This is a genomic window from Amycolatopsis sp. NPDC004169, assembly GCF_040610315.1.
In the GTDB taxonomy this organism is placed as follows: domain Bacteria; phylum Actinomycetota; class Actinomycetes; order Mycobacteriales; family Pseudonocardiaceae; genus Amycolatopsis.
In genome coordinates this window covers 19070-33100 of record NZ_JBEXMD010000012.1, presented here as the reverse complement: position 1 = coordinate 33100, position 14031 = coordinate 19070, and the positions used below count along the sequence as shown (strand labels likewise).

13 protein-coding genes are annotated in these 14031 nt (G+C 72.4%); 10 read left to right on the top strand and 3 right to left on the bottom strand.

Annotated features, from left to right (window positions below):
- Nucleotide 1 precedes the first annotated feature (1 nt).
- From ABZX11_RS18275 to ABZX11_RS18230, 10 genes are read left to right on the top strand one after another with little or no spacing between them, the layout of a single operon-like run.
- Nucleotides 2-1123: a hypothetical protein gene (locus ABZX11_RS18275; protein WP_354914216.1), complete on the top strand. Its 1122-nt coding sequence runs from the start codon at nt 2-4 to the stop codon at nt 1121-1123.
- Complete coding sequence (locus ABZX11_RS18270; RefSeq protein ID WP_354914214.1) at nt 1120-2046, top strand: TauD/TfdA family dioxygenase; 927 nt, start codon at nt 1120-1122, stop codon at nt 2044-2046. The genes ABZX11_RS18275 and ABZX11_RS18270 overlap by 4 nt, the downstream gene beginning before the upstream one ends.
- Nucleotides 2036-3502, top strand: coding sequence for an AMP-binding protein (locus tag ABZX11_RS18265; protein WP_354914212.1), 1467 nt, complete (start codon nt 2036-2038; stop codon nt 3500-3502). Before ABZX11_RS18270 ends, ABZX11_RS18265 begins: the two co-directional genes overlap by 11 nt.
- Nucleotides 3499-4452: a TauD/TfdA family dioxygenase gene (locus ABZX11_RS18260; RefSeq protein WP_354914210.1), complete on the top strand. Its 954-nt coding sequence runs from the start codon at nt 3499-3501 to the stop codon at nt 4450-4452. The genes ABZX11_RS18265 and ABZX11_RS18260 overlap by 4 nt, the downstream gene beginning before the upstream one ends.
- Nucleotides 4449-5480 (top strand): hypothetical protein, encoded by a 1032-nt coding sequence (locus ABZX11_RS18255; RefSeq protein ID WP_354914208.1) that lies wholly within the window; start codon nt 4449-4451, stop codon nt 5478-5480. The genes ABZX11_RS18260 and ABZX11_RS18255 overlap by 4 nt, the downstream gene beginning before the upstream one ends.
- 17 nt (nt 5481-5497) lie before the next feature.
- Entirely contained in the window at nt 5498-7486 is a 1989-nt protein-coding gene (locus tag ABZX11_RS18250; RefSeq protein ID WP_354914206.1) for a carbamoyltransferase C-terminal domain-containing protein, read from the top strand.
- Complete coding sequence (locus ABZX11_RS18245) at nt 7483-8889, top strand: condensation domain-containing protein (protein ID WP_354914204.1); 1407 nt, start codon at nt 7483-7485, stop codon at nt 8887-8889. Before ABZX11_RS18250 ends, ABZX11_RS18245 begins: the two co-directional genes overlap by 4 nt.
- Entirely contained in the window at nt 8882-10390 is a 1509-nt protein-coding gene (locus tag ABZX11_RS18240; protein ID WP_354914202.1) for an AMP-binding protein, read from the top strand. The genes ABZX11_RS18245 and ABZX11_RS18240 overlap by 8 nt, the downstream gene beginning before the upstream one ends.
- Complete coding sequence (locus ABZX11_RS18235; RefSeq protein WP_354914200.1) at nt 10371-10595, top strand: acyl carrier protein; 225 nt, start codon at nt 10371-10373, stop codon at nt 10593-10595. Before ABZX11_RS18240 ends, ABZX11_RS18235 begins: the two co-directional genes overlap by 20 nt.
- The gene (locus ABZX11_RS18230) at nt 10583-11782 is read left to right on the top strand and encodes an MFS transporter (RefSeq protein ID WP_354914198.1); all 1200 of its coding nucleotides are present in this window, start codon (nt 10583-10585) and stop codon (nt 11780-11782) included. The genes ABZX11_RS18235 and ABZX11_RS18230 overlap by 13 nt, the downstream gene beginning before the upstream one ends.
- Before the next feature lie 287 nt (nt 11783-12069).
- Here the strand turns inward: ABZX11_RS18230 and ABZX11_RS18225 are convergent, their stop codons facing one another.
- The 3 genes from ABZX11_RS18225 to ABZX11_RS18215 all read right to left on the bottom strand — a co-directional run bounded on the left by ABZX11_RS18225 (nt 12070) and on the right by ABZX11_RS18215 (nt 13695).
- A complete protein-coding gene (locus ABZX11_RS18225; protein ID WP_303246959.1) occupies nt 12070-12360 on the bottom strand; it encodes a helix-turn-helix domain-containing protein in 291 nt (96 codons plus the stop codon).
- Nucleotides 12361-12570: 210 nt separating this feature from the next.
- A complete protein-coding gene (locus ABZX11_RS18220; protein ID WP_354914196.1) occupies nt 12571-12882 on the bottom strand; it encodes a hypothetical protein in 312 nt (103 codons plus the stop codon).
- A gap of 303 nt (nt 12883-13185) precedes the next feature.
- Entirely contained in the window at nt 13186-13695 is a 510-nt protein-coding gene (locus tag ABZX11_RS18215; protein ID WP_354914194.1) for a hypothetical protein, read from the bottom strand.
- Between the last annotated feature and the right edge of the window lie 336 nt (nt 13696-14031).

Genomic DNA, 14031 nt, shown 5'->3' with positions numbered 1-14031 from the left:
CGTGTCCGACGTAGTCACCCGGGCGACCCGCGAGGAGTTCGGGCTTTGGTACGAGGAACAGGCAGGCACGCCGGTCCGGCGGCTGCTGTGCGCCTTCGCCGCCGCGCTCGCCACTCCGGCGCCACCCGGTCGAGTCGCCGGGGCGCTCGGCCGGGTGCTGGACCGGTACCCGGAGTGCCGGACGGTGTTCGGCCCCGACACCGACGGCACGCTCGTCCGGCTCCCGGGGCCGGGCCCCACGCCCACCGTCCGCTTCGGACCGGAGTGGTCCGTGGCCGGTGCGGCCGCCGCGCTGGGCGCCGAGCCGTTGTCGGCCGAGACCGGGCCGGTGCTGCGGCTCGGCGTCCTGACCGGCCCCGCAGGCCAGGCGCGGCAGGTGATCGGCGTTGCGCACCACGTCGTGTGGGACGGCCGGTCGGAGGAGCTGTTCTGGGCGGCGCTGGCCCGCGAGCTCGCGGAACCCGGGCCCGACGGCCCGCTGCGGCCGCCACCGCCGGCGTCGGCGCCGGCGCCGGAGGAGACGGCGGACCCGCAGTGGCGGGCCGAGGTGCCCCCGGGCGTCCGAGCCGCGGCCGAGCGGCGGGCACGGGCCCACGGCGTCACCCCGTTCAGCTGGCTCGTCGGGCATTGCGCGGCCGCCGCCGCGGACGCGGGCGAGGGGGCCCTCACGCCGTACATCGACGTCGACCTGCGGGTGCTCGACCCGGCGTCCCGCGAGCGCGTCGGCTACTTCCAGACCCAGCGCGCGCTGAGCGTGGTCCACCCCGGCACCTCCGGGCCCGACGCCGCCCGCGCGGTGCTGGCCGACATCGGCGCCCTGGCCACGCTCGCCCTGACCACCGGCCTGCCGCCCGAGCCGGAGACGACCGGTCCCAGCTGCAAGTTCTACGTTCGCGACCAGCGGTCCGTGCCCGGCGCGGCCCTGACGCCGATCGACACCGCCCTGCCCGTCGCCCGCAACGACTTGGCCGCCGGCCTGACCGCGGCGGGCGGGCGGGCTCACCTGACCGTCACCGCCCGGCGCGGGGCGCCCGGCCCGGCGCCCGCGGCACTGGGCCGGGCCCTGCTGGCCGCGCTCGACCGCGCCGCGCACGACGGCCCGCAAGGAGATGAGAAAGCATGAAACAGTTCACCGTCGACCGCCCGGTCGGCGCCTGGTGGCCGGTCCACGGTCCCGACGTCGACGCGGCCGTGGACCACGACGGCGGGGCCGTCCTCGACGGCCCCGGCCTGGCCGGCACCGCCGTCTTCCAGGACCTGGCCGGGCGGGCGTGCGGCCCGCTCTCACGCGACAATCCCGAACACCGCCACGTGACCGACGACCCGACCGGCACCGTCAACACGCCGGTCGAGTTCTCCAGCTCGCGGAAGCTGCTGTGGCACAACGAAAACACCTTCGCCGCGCAGTGGCCCCGGCGGATCGCGTTCGCCTGCGCCCGCCGCGCCGCCACCGGCGGGGACACCCCCACCGTGGACATGGCTGCGGTGTACGACCTGATGGATCCCGGGCTGCGCACGCGGTTCGAGGACGCCGGCGTCACCTACACCCGCCGGCTCGGCGGCGACCTGGGACTGGACTGGCGGACCCTGTACGGCACCGAAGACCGCGCCGAGGCCGAAGCCGCCTGCACCCGCGAAGGCGCGCAGTGGCGCTGGGACGGGGATGTACTGGTCACCCAGCAGTGCCGGGCCGCCGTTGCCGGGGTGCCCGGCGGCCGCCGCTCGTTCGTGGCGCAGGTGCTGCACTGGCACCACCGGGCCATGGACGCCGACGTACGTGAATCGATGGTCGCACTGATGCCGCCGGAGGAGTTCCCGAAGGACTGCACCTTCGGGGACGGCGAGCCGATCCCGGACACCGCCGTCGACGCCCTGATCGCCCTGTGCGCGCGGCTGGAGGAGACCGTGCCGTGGGCCGAGGACCGGGTGGTCCTGCTGGACAACCTGCGCCGGGCGCACGCCCGCAACTCTTTCACCGGCGAACGCCGCCTGCTCGTCGCCATGGGTCGCGCGGCAAGCCACACGGAGGCCGGCCGTGTCGCGTGAACTCGTCGCCGCGATCCGCGCCGGGCGCGGGGACGCGGTGATCGAAGGCGGGCGGCGCACGTCCTACCCGCAGCTGCTCGACGATGCCGGTGCGCTGGCCGCGTCGCTGCGCCGGCACGGCGCCGGGCCCGGGACCGTCGTCCCCGTGCAGGGCACCGGTACGACGGAGACGATCACCCAGATCGTCGCGGTGCTGCTGACCGGCGCCGCCTACGCCCCGGTCGACTCGCGCACCCCGGACCGGACCGTGGCCGCCTTCGCCCGGCTCTGCGGCGCTTCGGTCGTGCTCGGCGCCCGGCGGGACACCGCGCACGGCCTGCGCTGGACGGACTCCGCCGAAATCGTCGCGGATGCCAGTCGCGAGCCGTGGACGAGAAGAACCGTGCCCGGCTCGACCGCGTACGTCATCGCCACCTCCGGCACGAGCGGCGCTCCGAAGGGAGTCGTCGTGCCCGAGTCGGCGGTGCTGGCCTACCTCGGGTGGGCGATGGCCGAGTACGGCGGCGGGTACGGCGCGCCGCTGTTCACCTCGCTCGGCTTCGACCTGACCGTGACCAGCCTGCTGGGACCGCTGGTGTCCGGCCGGACCGTCGCGGTGCTCGACCCGGTGCGGTGGCCGCTGGCCGTCGTGACCGACCCGCGGCCCTTCGACGAGGCCGGGTTCGTCAAGCTCACGCCCAGCCAGCTCGACATCGCCTGCCGCCTGATGACCGAGACGGGCACCCGCTCCAGCGTCCCGGTGCTGGTGGTGGGCGGCGAAGCGATGCGCGGGCCGGCCCTCGCCCGGTGGCGCGACCGGTTCCCCGCGGCGGCGATCGTCAACGAGTACGGCCCGTCGGAGGCAGCCGTCGGCTGCTGCCGCTACACCGTCCCTGACGGCTTCACCGGCGCCGACGTCCCCATCGGCACACCGCCGCCCGGCGTCGGACTGGAGCTGGCGCCGCTGCCCGCGGACTACGCGTACCCTCGCGATCCCGGCGGCGAGCACGGCGAACTCGTCATCACCGGCGCTCAGGTCGCCGCCGGTTACCTGGTCCCCGACGCGCTGGGGCGCGGGGTGCTGACCCCGTTCGCCGTGCGGGCCGGGCAGCGCCGGTACCCCAGCGGGGACCACGTCTCCTGCGGGCCGGGCGGCCTGTTCACCTACCACGGCCGGATCGGCCGCGAGGTCAAGGTGAACGGCTTCCGGGTCAACCTGGCCGCGATCGAGTCGCGGCTGGCGGACTGTCCCGGCGTGCTCGCCGCCGCGGTCGCCGCCGGGCCCGACGGGCTCACCGCGCACGTCGCCGCGAGCGGCCCGGCGGTCACCGCCCGGTCGGTGCGGCGGTACCTACTCAAGTTCTTCCCCGTCTACGCGGTGCCCGCGGAGATCGCCGTCGGCCCCGAAATCGCCGTGACCGAGCGCGGGAAGCTCGCCACGGCCCTGTCGTCCCCCCACTCCGAGGACCGGTCATGACCACCCTGCCCCTGCGCACCACCCCGGCCACGCTGACGCCCGGCGATCTCGGCCACGACCTGCGCACCACCCCGCCCGCAGCCGCCGCAGCGCGCGTGCGGGCCGAACTGGCCGACGCGGGCGCGGTGCTGTTGCGCGGGTTCGGCGTCGACGGTACCGACGACTTCGCCGCCGTCGTGGCCGCCCTTGGCGGCGAGCGGCTGGAGTACACCGAGCGCTCGACGCCGCGCAAATCGCTCGGCGGCCGCGTCTACACCTCCACCGAGTACGCCAAGGACAAGGAGATCTTCTTCCACAACGAGAACTCCTACCAGGCTTCGTGGCCGCGCTGGCTGTTCTTCCACTGCAGCGTCCCGGCCGCCGGGGGCGGGGCCACCCCGCTGGCCGACATCCGCGAGGTGACCCGGCTGCTCGACGCGGACGTACGGGCTGAGTTCGCCGAACGCGGCTGGCTGCACGTGCGCACCTACCAGCCCGGGTTCGGCCTGCCGTGGCCGGAGGTGTTCGGCACCGAGGACCGCGCCGAGGTCGACCGCTACTGTGCCGCGGCCGGGATCACCACGACCTGGCGTCCCGACGGCGTGCTCCAGACCCGGGCCCGGCGGGCGGCCTTCCACCGGCACCCTGACACCGGGGAATCGTTGTGGTTCAACCACATCGCGTTCTTCCACCCGAGCACGCTGCCGCCGGCCGCGCTCGCCGTGCTCACCGACATGCTCGGGCACGACAGCCTGCCCAACGACACCTGCTACGGCGACGGCGAGCGCATCCCCGACAGCGTGTGCGCGCACATCCGCGACTGCTACCGGCGCGCGTCCTCGCGGTTCGACTACGAGCGGGGCGACGTCCTGTTCGTGGACAACATGCTCGCCGCGCACGGCCGGGAGCCCTACGACGGCGACCGGAGCGTCGCGGTCGCCATGACCGACCTGGTGCGGGGGACCGCGTGACCGCCGTCGCCGCGCCCGGGACGGCCGCCCGCGTCCGGCTGCCGGTCAACGAGGACGTCATCACCCGCGCCTACCAGTTCTACGCGTTCCCGGTGTCGATCATCGAGGCCTGCGACCCGGCGAAGGTCGAGTGGACGCTGACGAACTTCATCCACCTGGCCTACGACCGGCGGCCGGGCACGCCGGTGCCGCTGTGCTTCTACATCTTCGACTACGCGGCGAACCCGCACCTGGAAACGATGCGGACCGACGCGGAGCTGATGCACGATTTGCTCGGCTCGCGGCTGTCCGGGTTCGCCGCGCGGCAGCTGGCGCAGGGCTGGTACCTCTACCTCAACGTCGACGAGCACCACATCCCGCGCCGGTACGCCTTCGGGCGCCGGCGGATGTCTCACGACCTGCTCGTGCACGGGTTCGACGCCGAAGCCGGCACGGTCGACATCCTGGGCTACGACGAGAACCCCGTCTTCCGCTCGGTCACCATCCCGGCCGCCGCGCTGGACCGGGCGTTCGCGGAGCACCGCGGGCTCGGCAGCGGGTGCCGTCAGTTCGTCATGTACCGGTACCTGCCGGAGAGCGCGTTCGCCTTCGACCGGGACTTCGTCGCCGCGGAGATCCGCACCTACCTGCGGTCGGAAAACCCGACCGCCGCGCTGCGGGCGTTGCGCGAACCGTGGGACCGCGTGTACGGGCTGGCCGTGTGGGACTGCTTCGCGGACGAGATCGCCGCCGCCCGCGCGGGCGAGCGCGAGTACGACAACCGCTCGGCCCGGGTGCTATTCGAGCATTCGAGCCTGATGCTGGACCGGATCCGGCTGCTGCTCGCGGGCGACCCGACCGCCGCCGAAGAGGCCACCCGTGCCTACCGCCCGGTGGTCCGCTTCTGCCGCAGCCTCTGCTACGCCGTCCTGGCCGCCGCGACGGCGGGCGACCACTCCTCCCTCGACCGGCTCGCCGGCGAATTCGCCGGCGTCACCGACCGCCACGCCGCCGTGCTGCGGGCGCTCGTCGGCCCGGACACCCCCTGACCGCAAGGAGATCTGTCGTGTACGTGTTGGGAATCAGCGGGCTGAACCGCAGCGAACCCCGCATGCGCCGGGAATTCCCCGGCTTGGAGCGCCGGCAGTACCGGCTGGCGCAGGGCGCGGACTCGGCCGCAGCCCTGGTGACCCCGGACGGCATCGTCGCCGCGGCCGCCGAGGAGCGGTTCGCCCGCGACAAGGGCACCGGCCGCTTCCCCCGCCAAGCCGTGGACTACGTCCTCGCCGAGGCCGGCATCAAGCCGCGGGACGTCGCGTTCGTCGCGCACAACTTCGACTTCGCCCCCTACCGGCCGTTCTTCGAGACCGAAGGCACGCTCGAGGAGTACGACGAGGTGTACTCGGCCGACGCGGTGGCGCGCGACCTGCACGCCGAGCACACCTGGGACCCCGCGATGCGGATCGTCCCCGTCGCCCACCACCTCGCGCACGCCGCCAGCGCGTTCTACTGCTCGGGTTACCCCGAAGCCGACGTCCTCGTGGCCGACGGCATCGGCGAGTTCGAGAGCACGTCGCTCTACCGCGCCGACGCCGACGGGATCCGCACCACCGCGCAGATCCGCGGGCTGCACTCGATCGGCCTGGCCTACGGCCTGGTCACCATGCACCTGGGCTTCTGGATGAACATGGACGAGTACAAGGTGATGGGCCTCGCCCCGTACGGCAACCCGGCGCCGATGCGCGAGGCGGTGGCCGAGATCGTCCGGCTGCGCGAGGACGGCACCTACAGCACACCGTTCACGTACCTGAACCGGACGCCGCAGGAGCGTGCCACCTACGCGCGGTCACTGGAGTACCTGGCCGGGCTGCTGGGCCCGGCCCGGCGGCCCGAGGAGCCGATGCAGCAGCGGCACCTCGACCTCGCCGCCGCTATCCAGGAGGCGACGGAGCAGGCGGTCCTGCGGTTCCTGGCCGTCGAGCGGCCGCGCGCGGACTCGCTGTGCCTTGCCGGCGGGGTCGCGCTCAACTGCGTGGTCAACAAGGCGATCCGGGAGACCGGGTGGTACCGCCGCCAGTTCGTGCAGCCCGCCGCCGGAGACGACGGCACCGCGCTCGGCGCGGCGCTGGCCGTGCTGCACCGCGCCGACCCCCGGCTGCCCGAGCTGCCCGCCCCGGCCCGCCGAACGCCGCGGCTGGGCCCGCCCTACCTCGGGCCGGCCTACGGCCCGGGCGAGGTCACGGCCGCGCTGAACGGCATCGACGCCACGGTGACCCGGCCCGGTCCCGCCGCACTGGCCGCCGAGGTGGCGCGGCTGCTCGCCGACGGCCGGGTGGTCGCGCTCTTCCAAGGCCGCATGGAGTACGGGCCGCGGGCGCTGGGCAACCGCAGCATCCTCGCCGACCCGTCCACGGCGGAGATGCGCGACCGCATCAACGCGATGGTCAAGCACCGCGAAGACTTCCGACCGCTGGCTCCGGCCGTGCTGGAGGAGTACACCCAGGACTGCTTCGTCGTCGATGACCCGGCGGAGTTCCTCTGGATGGTGGAGACCGTCGACGTCCGTCCTGAGTGGACGGAGCGGCTCGGCGGCGTGACGCACGTCGACGGCTCGGCCCGCATCCAGGTCGTCCGGCGGGCCGACAACGAGCTCTACTGGCGGATCATCGACGGGTTCCGCGAACTGACCGGTACCCCGGTGGTCCTCAACACCTCGTTCAACGTGCGTGGCGAGCCGGTCGTGTGCTCGCCCGCGGACGCGGTGCGCACCTTCCTGAGCAGCGACGTCGACGCTTTGGTGCTGGGCGACCACCTCGTCGTGCGGAAGGCCGACGACGTCGAGCAGATCATCGGCCGGCTCTGGCAGGAAATTCTCGGGATCGACCCGCCGGGCCCGGACAGCCGGTTCTTCGCGGTCGGCGGCGACTCGATCACGTCGGTGCGGTTCGTCGCACTCGCCCGCGGCGAGGGGCTGCAGCTCAGCCTGCGGGACATGCTTGCCGACGACCGGCTGGACGTGCTTGCCGGGCACGCCCGTCTGCGAGCGGCGTCGTGACCGCCACCGCGCACGAGGTCGCCACCGACCCCGCCGACCTGCCGGACGACCACTGGACCGGGGTGCCCCCGTTCGGGCTGCTCGAGGACGCCGACCGGGCCCGGGTGCCCGCCGGGGCGGTCGACGCGTTCCCGATGACCGCGCAACAGACCGCGATGGCCGCTCAGCTGGTGCTCGGTTCGGCCCGGCGCCGCAAAGGCGCGGCGGACGTGCCGCCGTACCACAACGTGGCCATGTCACGGATGTCCGTGCCGAAGGTCGACCCGGCGGTGTTCGCCGGATGCGCCGAGGCACTCGTGGACCGGCACGAGATGTTCCGTTCGGTGCTGGACCTCGACACGTTCTCCCGGCCGATGCAGATCGTGCTGGCCCACGCGCCCGAGCCGGTGCTGACCGTGCACGACCTGCGGGGCTTGCCCGCGGCCGCCCGGGATGCGGAGCTGGAACGGTTCGCCGCGGCCGAGAACGCCAAGACGCTGTCGCTCACCGCGGCGCCACTGACCCGGTTCACCCTGCACGTTCTGAGCGATCGGGACATCGCGTTCACCATCACCGAGCCGCACGCGATCGCCGACGGCTGGAGCACGCACCTCAACCTGGTCGAGTTCTTCGACACCTACGTCGCCGCGCTCGGCACCGGGCAGGCTGCGGCGACCCCGCCGCCGTCCGCCCGGCTGCGACACCACAACGCGCAGCAGGACGCCATGCTCGAGTCCACGGTGGACAACCAGTGGTGGCGGGACCGGCTGCGCCCGTGGACCGAGGCCGCCGCGCCGCCGGGCCCGGCGGGCGCCGGACCGGCCTGGCACGCCACACTGTCGATCACCGGTGCCGAGTTCGCGGCGCTGGAAGAGCTGGCGCGGACGTCCGGCACCGGCCTCAAGGCCGTCCTGCTGACCGTGCACCTGACGGCGTTGCGGGAGCTCCCGGGCGCGGTGGGAACGCTGACCGGCGTCACGGTCAACACCCGGCTCGCCGTCGAGGACGGCGTCGACGCGCGCGGCATGTTCCTCAACGTCGTCCCGCTGCCGTGGACCGGGGCCGTCCCCGAGCCCGCCGCGGTGCGCGCCGGCCTGCTGGCGGCGACCACGCGGGGCCGAGTGCCGCTGGCCCACCTGGTCCGCACGCTCGGGCCGGCGGCCGCGCCCCGGTCGTTGTTCGTGTTCAACAGCTTCCACAGCATCGCCGGGGCCGCGCAGCGGCTGGGCGTGGACACGTTCGAGGAGGTGGCCGACTGGTCGCGCACCGACTTCCCGTTCGAGGCGAGCTTCAACCGCAGCGAAGAGGCCGACGGGCGGATCGACCTGCAGCTCTACTCCGACGGCCGGTTCGCCGGCGAGCCGGACGCCGTGCGCGCCTACCGGGGCGCCGTTCGCGCGGTGGGGGGACTCGGCGATGACTGAGCCCAGCTGCGGGGCCACACTGTGGCGGGCCCTCTGCGCCGCTGCGGCGGCCGAGCCCGGCCGGACCGTGATCCGGGACGGCGCCCGCGTCCTGACCGCCCGCGAACTCGTGACCGTGGTGGGCACCGCCGCCCTGCGGCTGCGGCAGGTCGTGCCGCCGGGCTCCCGGGTCGGAGTACGCCTGGCACCCGGGACCGACCAGCACGTCGCGATCCTCGCCACCCTCGTGGCGTCCTGTGTGTACGTTCCGCTCGATGTGTCGTGGTCGGTGGAAAGGACCGCCTACGTTTGCGGGGACGCCGAAGTCGCCCTGGTCCTGGGCGACGGGCCGGCGGGCACCCGCTCGCTGCCCTTCGCCGAGCTGGGGGCGCACCGGCTGGCCGTACCGGACGCGACGGTCCCGGACCTCGGCGCCGCGGTCGCACGCCTCGACACGACGCCGGTGCCGCCGGTCTACGTGATGTACACCAGCGGGACCACGGGCGCGCCGAAGGGCGTTGAGACGACCTGGCCGGCGCTGCGCAACCGGCTCGCCTGGATGCAGGACGTATACCCGCTCAGGCCCGCTGACGTGGTGCTGTCCAAGACCTCCTGTGGGTTCGACGTGTCCGTTTGGGAGTACCTGTGGCCTCGGCTGCATGGCGCGTGCACCGCCGTCCTCGACATCCGCGCGGACGGCGGTTGGTCCGGCCTGTGGCGGGTGCTGCGCGAGGAGGGCGTCACCGTGTGCCACTTCGTCCCGTCGGTCGCGCGGGCCGCGCTGCGCGACCCGGCGGCCGGCCCGGTGCCGAGCCTGCGCATGGTCGCCCTCAGCGGCGAGGTGCTCGACCGCGACACGGCGTCGGCGCTGCAGCGGCTCGCGCCGGCCGCGCGGATCGTCAACATGTACGGGCCGACCGAGTGCGCGATCGACGTCAGCCACTGGACGTTCGACGAGCGCGAGCGGTGGGACCCCGTTCCGATCGGGCGCGGCGCCGCAGGCTGCGCGCTGACCCTGCGCCCCTCCGGCGAGCTGGTGATCTCCGGCGTGCAGGTCGCCGGCGGCTACCTGGGCGCAGCCGCGGGCACCGGCGGGTTCAACCCGGACGGCACGGCCTACGCGACCGGGGACACCGCGGTCGAGGTCGAGCCGGGCGTCTACGCCGTGCTCGGCCGGAGCGACCGGCAGGTGAAGCTCAACGGGGTGCGCGTGGAGCTGGACGGGCTGGAGGCGGCGGTGCGGGCCCACCCCGGAATCCAGGACTGCGCCGCGTTCCTGGACACCGGCGACCCGGGCGGTCCGCCCCGGGTGGTGCTCGCGTGCCGGCCGCGCGACCCCGGCGCGGTGCCCGGCACCCGCGTGATCCGGGAATTCGTCCGGGCCACCTCGGCGATGGAGGACGTCGCGTTCCGGCTGGTCCCCGTGGACCGCCTGCCGCTGACCGCCTCCGGCAAGACCGACTACCGGGCCCTGGCCCACGACGTAGGAGAAGGGAGTCACCGTGGACAGCGCGTTCACTGACCTGGAACGGGAGTACACCGCCGTCACCGGCCGGCCGCTCGATGAGCCGGACCTGGACATCTTCGATCTCGGCCTGGCCTCGATGGCCGTGCTGGAGCTGATCAGCAGGCTGCGCGGGCTGGGCTACGAGCTGCGGATGGACGACTTCGTCAACGCAGAGAGCATGCGCGAGGTCGCGCAGACGATGGCCGGATGCCGGCTGTGAGGCTGCTGCGCGTCAACCCCCGGTTCCGGGTGCTGTGGGTGATCAACCTCGTGTCGTCGATGGTCGGCTGGTCACTGGGCATCGCGCTGTCGGTCCACGTCTACCTGCTGACGCAGTCGGCGCTGCTGACCAGCGTCCTGGCGGCGACCTCGACAGTGGCCGGCATCGCCTTCGGCGCACTGGCGGGATCGACGGCCGACCGGCACGACCGCCTGCGCATCGTCCGTTCCGGCCTGCTGATCCGGGTGCTGTTGCTGGTGGCGCTGTTCGGCGTCGCGGAGTCGGGGCCGGGCCTGGTGGCCGTGGTCTTCCTGCAGGCGACGGTCCAGCAGTTCTACGGTCCGGCGGAGCAGGTGCTCATCGCGTCCTACGTCTGCGGCGAGGAACTGTCGGAAGCCAACGGGCTCAATTCGTTCGCCTCCAACGCGACCCGGCTGATCGCTCCGGCCCTCGGCGGCTTCGTCATCGCCTGGGCCGGGTTCCGCTGGACGGTCGTGGGCATGTCGGTGCTGATGGCGGTGTCGTTCCTGCTGAGCCTGGCACTCCCGGGCGACCGCGCGAGGCGGACGGCCCGCGCGGAAACCGGGTCCGGCGGGGGAGTGCGCGAGCTGCTGCGCACCAACGCCCGCGTCCGCGGGCTGGTCCTGCTGCAGCTGCTGGACGCCCTCAAGGAGGGGCCGCTGTCGGCGCTGTTCCCGGTTTTGATGCTGGGGGTGATCGGCGCGACGTCGGGTGAGATGGGCACGGCCAACAGCGCCTTCGCCGTCACGGCGGTGATCGCGGGCCCGATCGTCGGCGTGACGGTCCGCCGCCTCGGCTACCGGCTCCCGGTGGTGGCCGGGGCAGCCATCGCGAACGCGCTGATCGTGGTGCTGGCGGTGTGGCCTTCGACGGCCATGGCGTTGGTGGTGTTCGGTCTGTCTGGCCTGCCGTTCACGCTGTCCTGGGTGGGCACGCAGACGTGGCTGCTGCTGACGGTCCCGGAGACCAGCCGCGGCCGCATCGTCGGCACGTCGGGAGCGCTGTATGCGGCGATCCTGCTGGTCACGATGCTGGCCGCAGGGGCATTGGCCGACCTGGTGGGCGTCCGCTGGGTCCTGGGCGCGACGGCGGGCGCGGCGGTCGCGGGCCTGCTGGCGGTCGACCGTCTGGTCCGCACCCCGCTGGAAAGCCCGGTCCCGGCATGACCGCCGTGGGCACGCCACCCGCAGCGGTGGCGGCTGACGCCGGGAGTATGTCGACGCGCCGGATCATCGCTCTGACCCGAGGCATCTGTGCGGCCGACGTCCCGGACGCAGCGGTGGCGGACCTACTCCGGGCGGACCGCGTCCCGATTTGCTGGGTCTGCCACGAAGGCCACTTCAGCGTGACGGCGCCCAGGTGCCGGGTCCACGGACCTGCATGCTGACGCCGGCTCTGGTGCCGTAATCGTTTCGGTGCGCAGCCGGCTGGAGGCGAACGCTGCTGCAGTTCACTAAGAAGTCAGTTGTGGAGTCGCCGACCGTCGAGCGGTTGATCGAACTTCTAAAACTGACAGAGGTTGTTGACAGTCTGGGCTCCTGATCAAGGGAGGCCCATGGCTGAGCGAGTGTGGAGTGAGAAGGACCTGGTCAGGCGCCCGCTCACCAGACAGATATCGGCGGATGGTCTTGCGATCACGGCCGAGGTGGCGCGCGATTGCGCCGATCGACCACCCCTGCTCACACCGGGCCTGGGCCTCCACGTCCTCCAGCGAAAGCGTCCGGCCTCCAGCAACGGTCCACAATGACCAACACCGCGAACTGTCTCTGCAGGCGCGCTGACCAGCGCAAACGACATGCCGGGTAGGATTGCCTCAGCTGGGGAAATTCAAAGAGTGAGAGTGGGGACTTTCAGAGATCGTCATCAACACGGCACCGTGGTCGCCGAGGACGACAGCGCCGCCGATCGTGCCGAACCGGCCGCTCTCACCATGCGGGCCGGGCTGAACAGCTCGCTAACCGCGCCACCTGCGGCACCCCAGCGCGCCGTAGCAGGCGCGGTGGTGGTGCTCGGCGATGGTCGGCGGGGCGGCTTCGGTCACCGCTGTGGCCACCGCGGTCATGCCGGTCGCTTCGGTGAGCCATTGCCACGCTCGTTCGTCGTCGAGCAGCCGGTGCGCGGCCGACACGATGGCGCGGCGGAGGTCGCGGTGCAGCTGCAGGTCCGCCCACAGTGCGGCGAGCTCGTCGGCTGCGCCGGGCACGCGGTGCTCGGCGAGCAGCCGGATCGCTTCCTTGCGCGAGGTCACCTTCTTGCCGGCCAGCACCGGCCGGAGCGCGGCGCCCAGTTCGGCCGGCGGATGGTCCGGGCGGCACGGCCGACTGCGTACACCGCGTCCCGGGCGCGGTTGTGTCGGCGTAGCCGAGCAGCATGCCTAGCGCATCGCCGAGCCGATCAGCCCAGACAGCCTGGCCTCGACCACGGCGTCTCTGTTAGCTCGCACGGATGCGGACTTTCCATCGCTAAGCCGAGGCATCATGTGTTTCGACGACCACCGGTACGCGGGTAGTCCGCGGGCTTCGTCGTTGCCCTCACCCGTCCGGTCGGCGACCTGCTTGCCGACCTTGTTCTACACCCAACCGAATGCGCCTGTGTCGGCGAAACTGACAACTAACAGCGCGGTCACCGGATCCGGTCCAGCTGCAGGGTAATTGAAGAAGACGAGCTGGTTGCTGAATTCGTCAAACACGGTGGTACTTCGGGAAAAAGGTTTATTGCTCCAAGTGGTCAACTTCACGTCCAGCTTTACTGCGTCCCCGGAGATGGTGAAAGTCATTTCCTCGCGGTCGGCATTCGTGCCCAAGAATTGTTGACCCGAGTCCGGTGGAGGGCTGTCAAGATTCAGACCACGATCACTGAACCACACCTCGATCCTGCTGAACTTCAACCCGATCGCGTGCCCGCTGGAATCCTTCACCAGCGTGCCGTTGATGCCCCAGCCGTAGCTCGTGATACCTGGCTTGAAGTGTGGCGGTGGGCCGATCTGGGGCCACCGCTGAGCGGTCGTGCGGGTGATGCTGGGCTCGCGCTGAGCCGCCTTGTTGATCCATTCTTGTAAGAAATCGGTCGCTAGAGACATATCCACCACCGAAGCGCGGGTTGTAGGATTATTGATCTTCGACGGAGTGCGTCGATGCTCTGATAGTCGTATTTTGCTGCGCAAATGATACGCGTCTCGACGACTAGGTGGTTGTCAACACTCGTTCGTCTGCCGGGGTGATCCTTTGACTTGGCGGACGGCGTGATCAAGAGAGGGCCCGGCGGGCGCGGCCCTGAGTCCCGCTCCGAGGCGGCAACTATTCATGTCCAACATGGGGGTCAACCTCACTAAGGGCCTGCGTTGGGCTCGCGCCGCTGACCTCAGCTGCGGCAGTCGAGCAGTGGAGCCGCACTGCGCACCGTCCGATCCCACGGG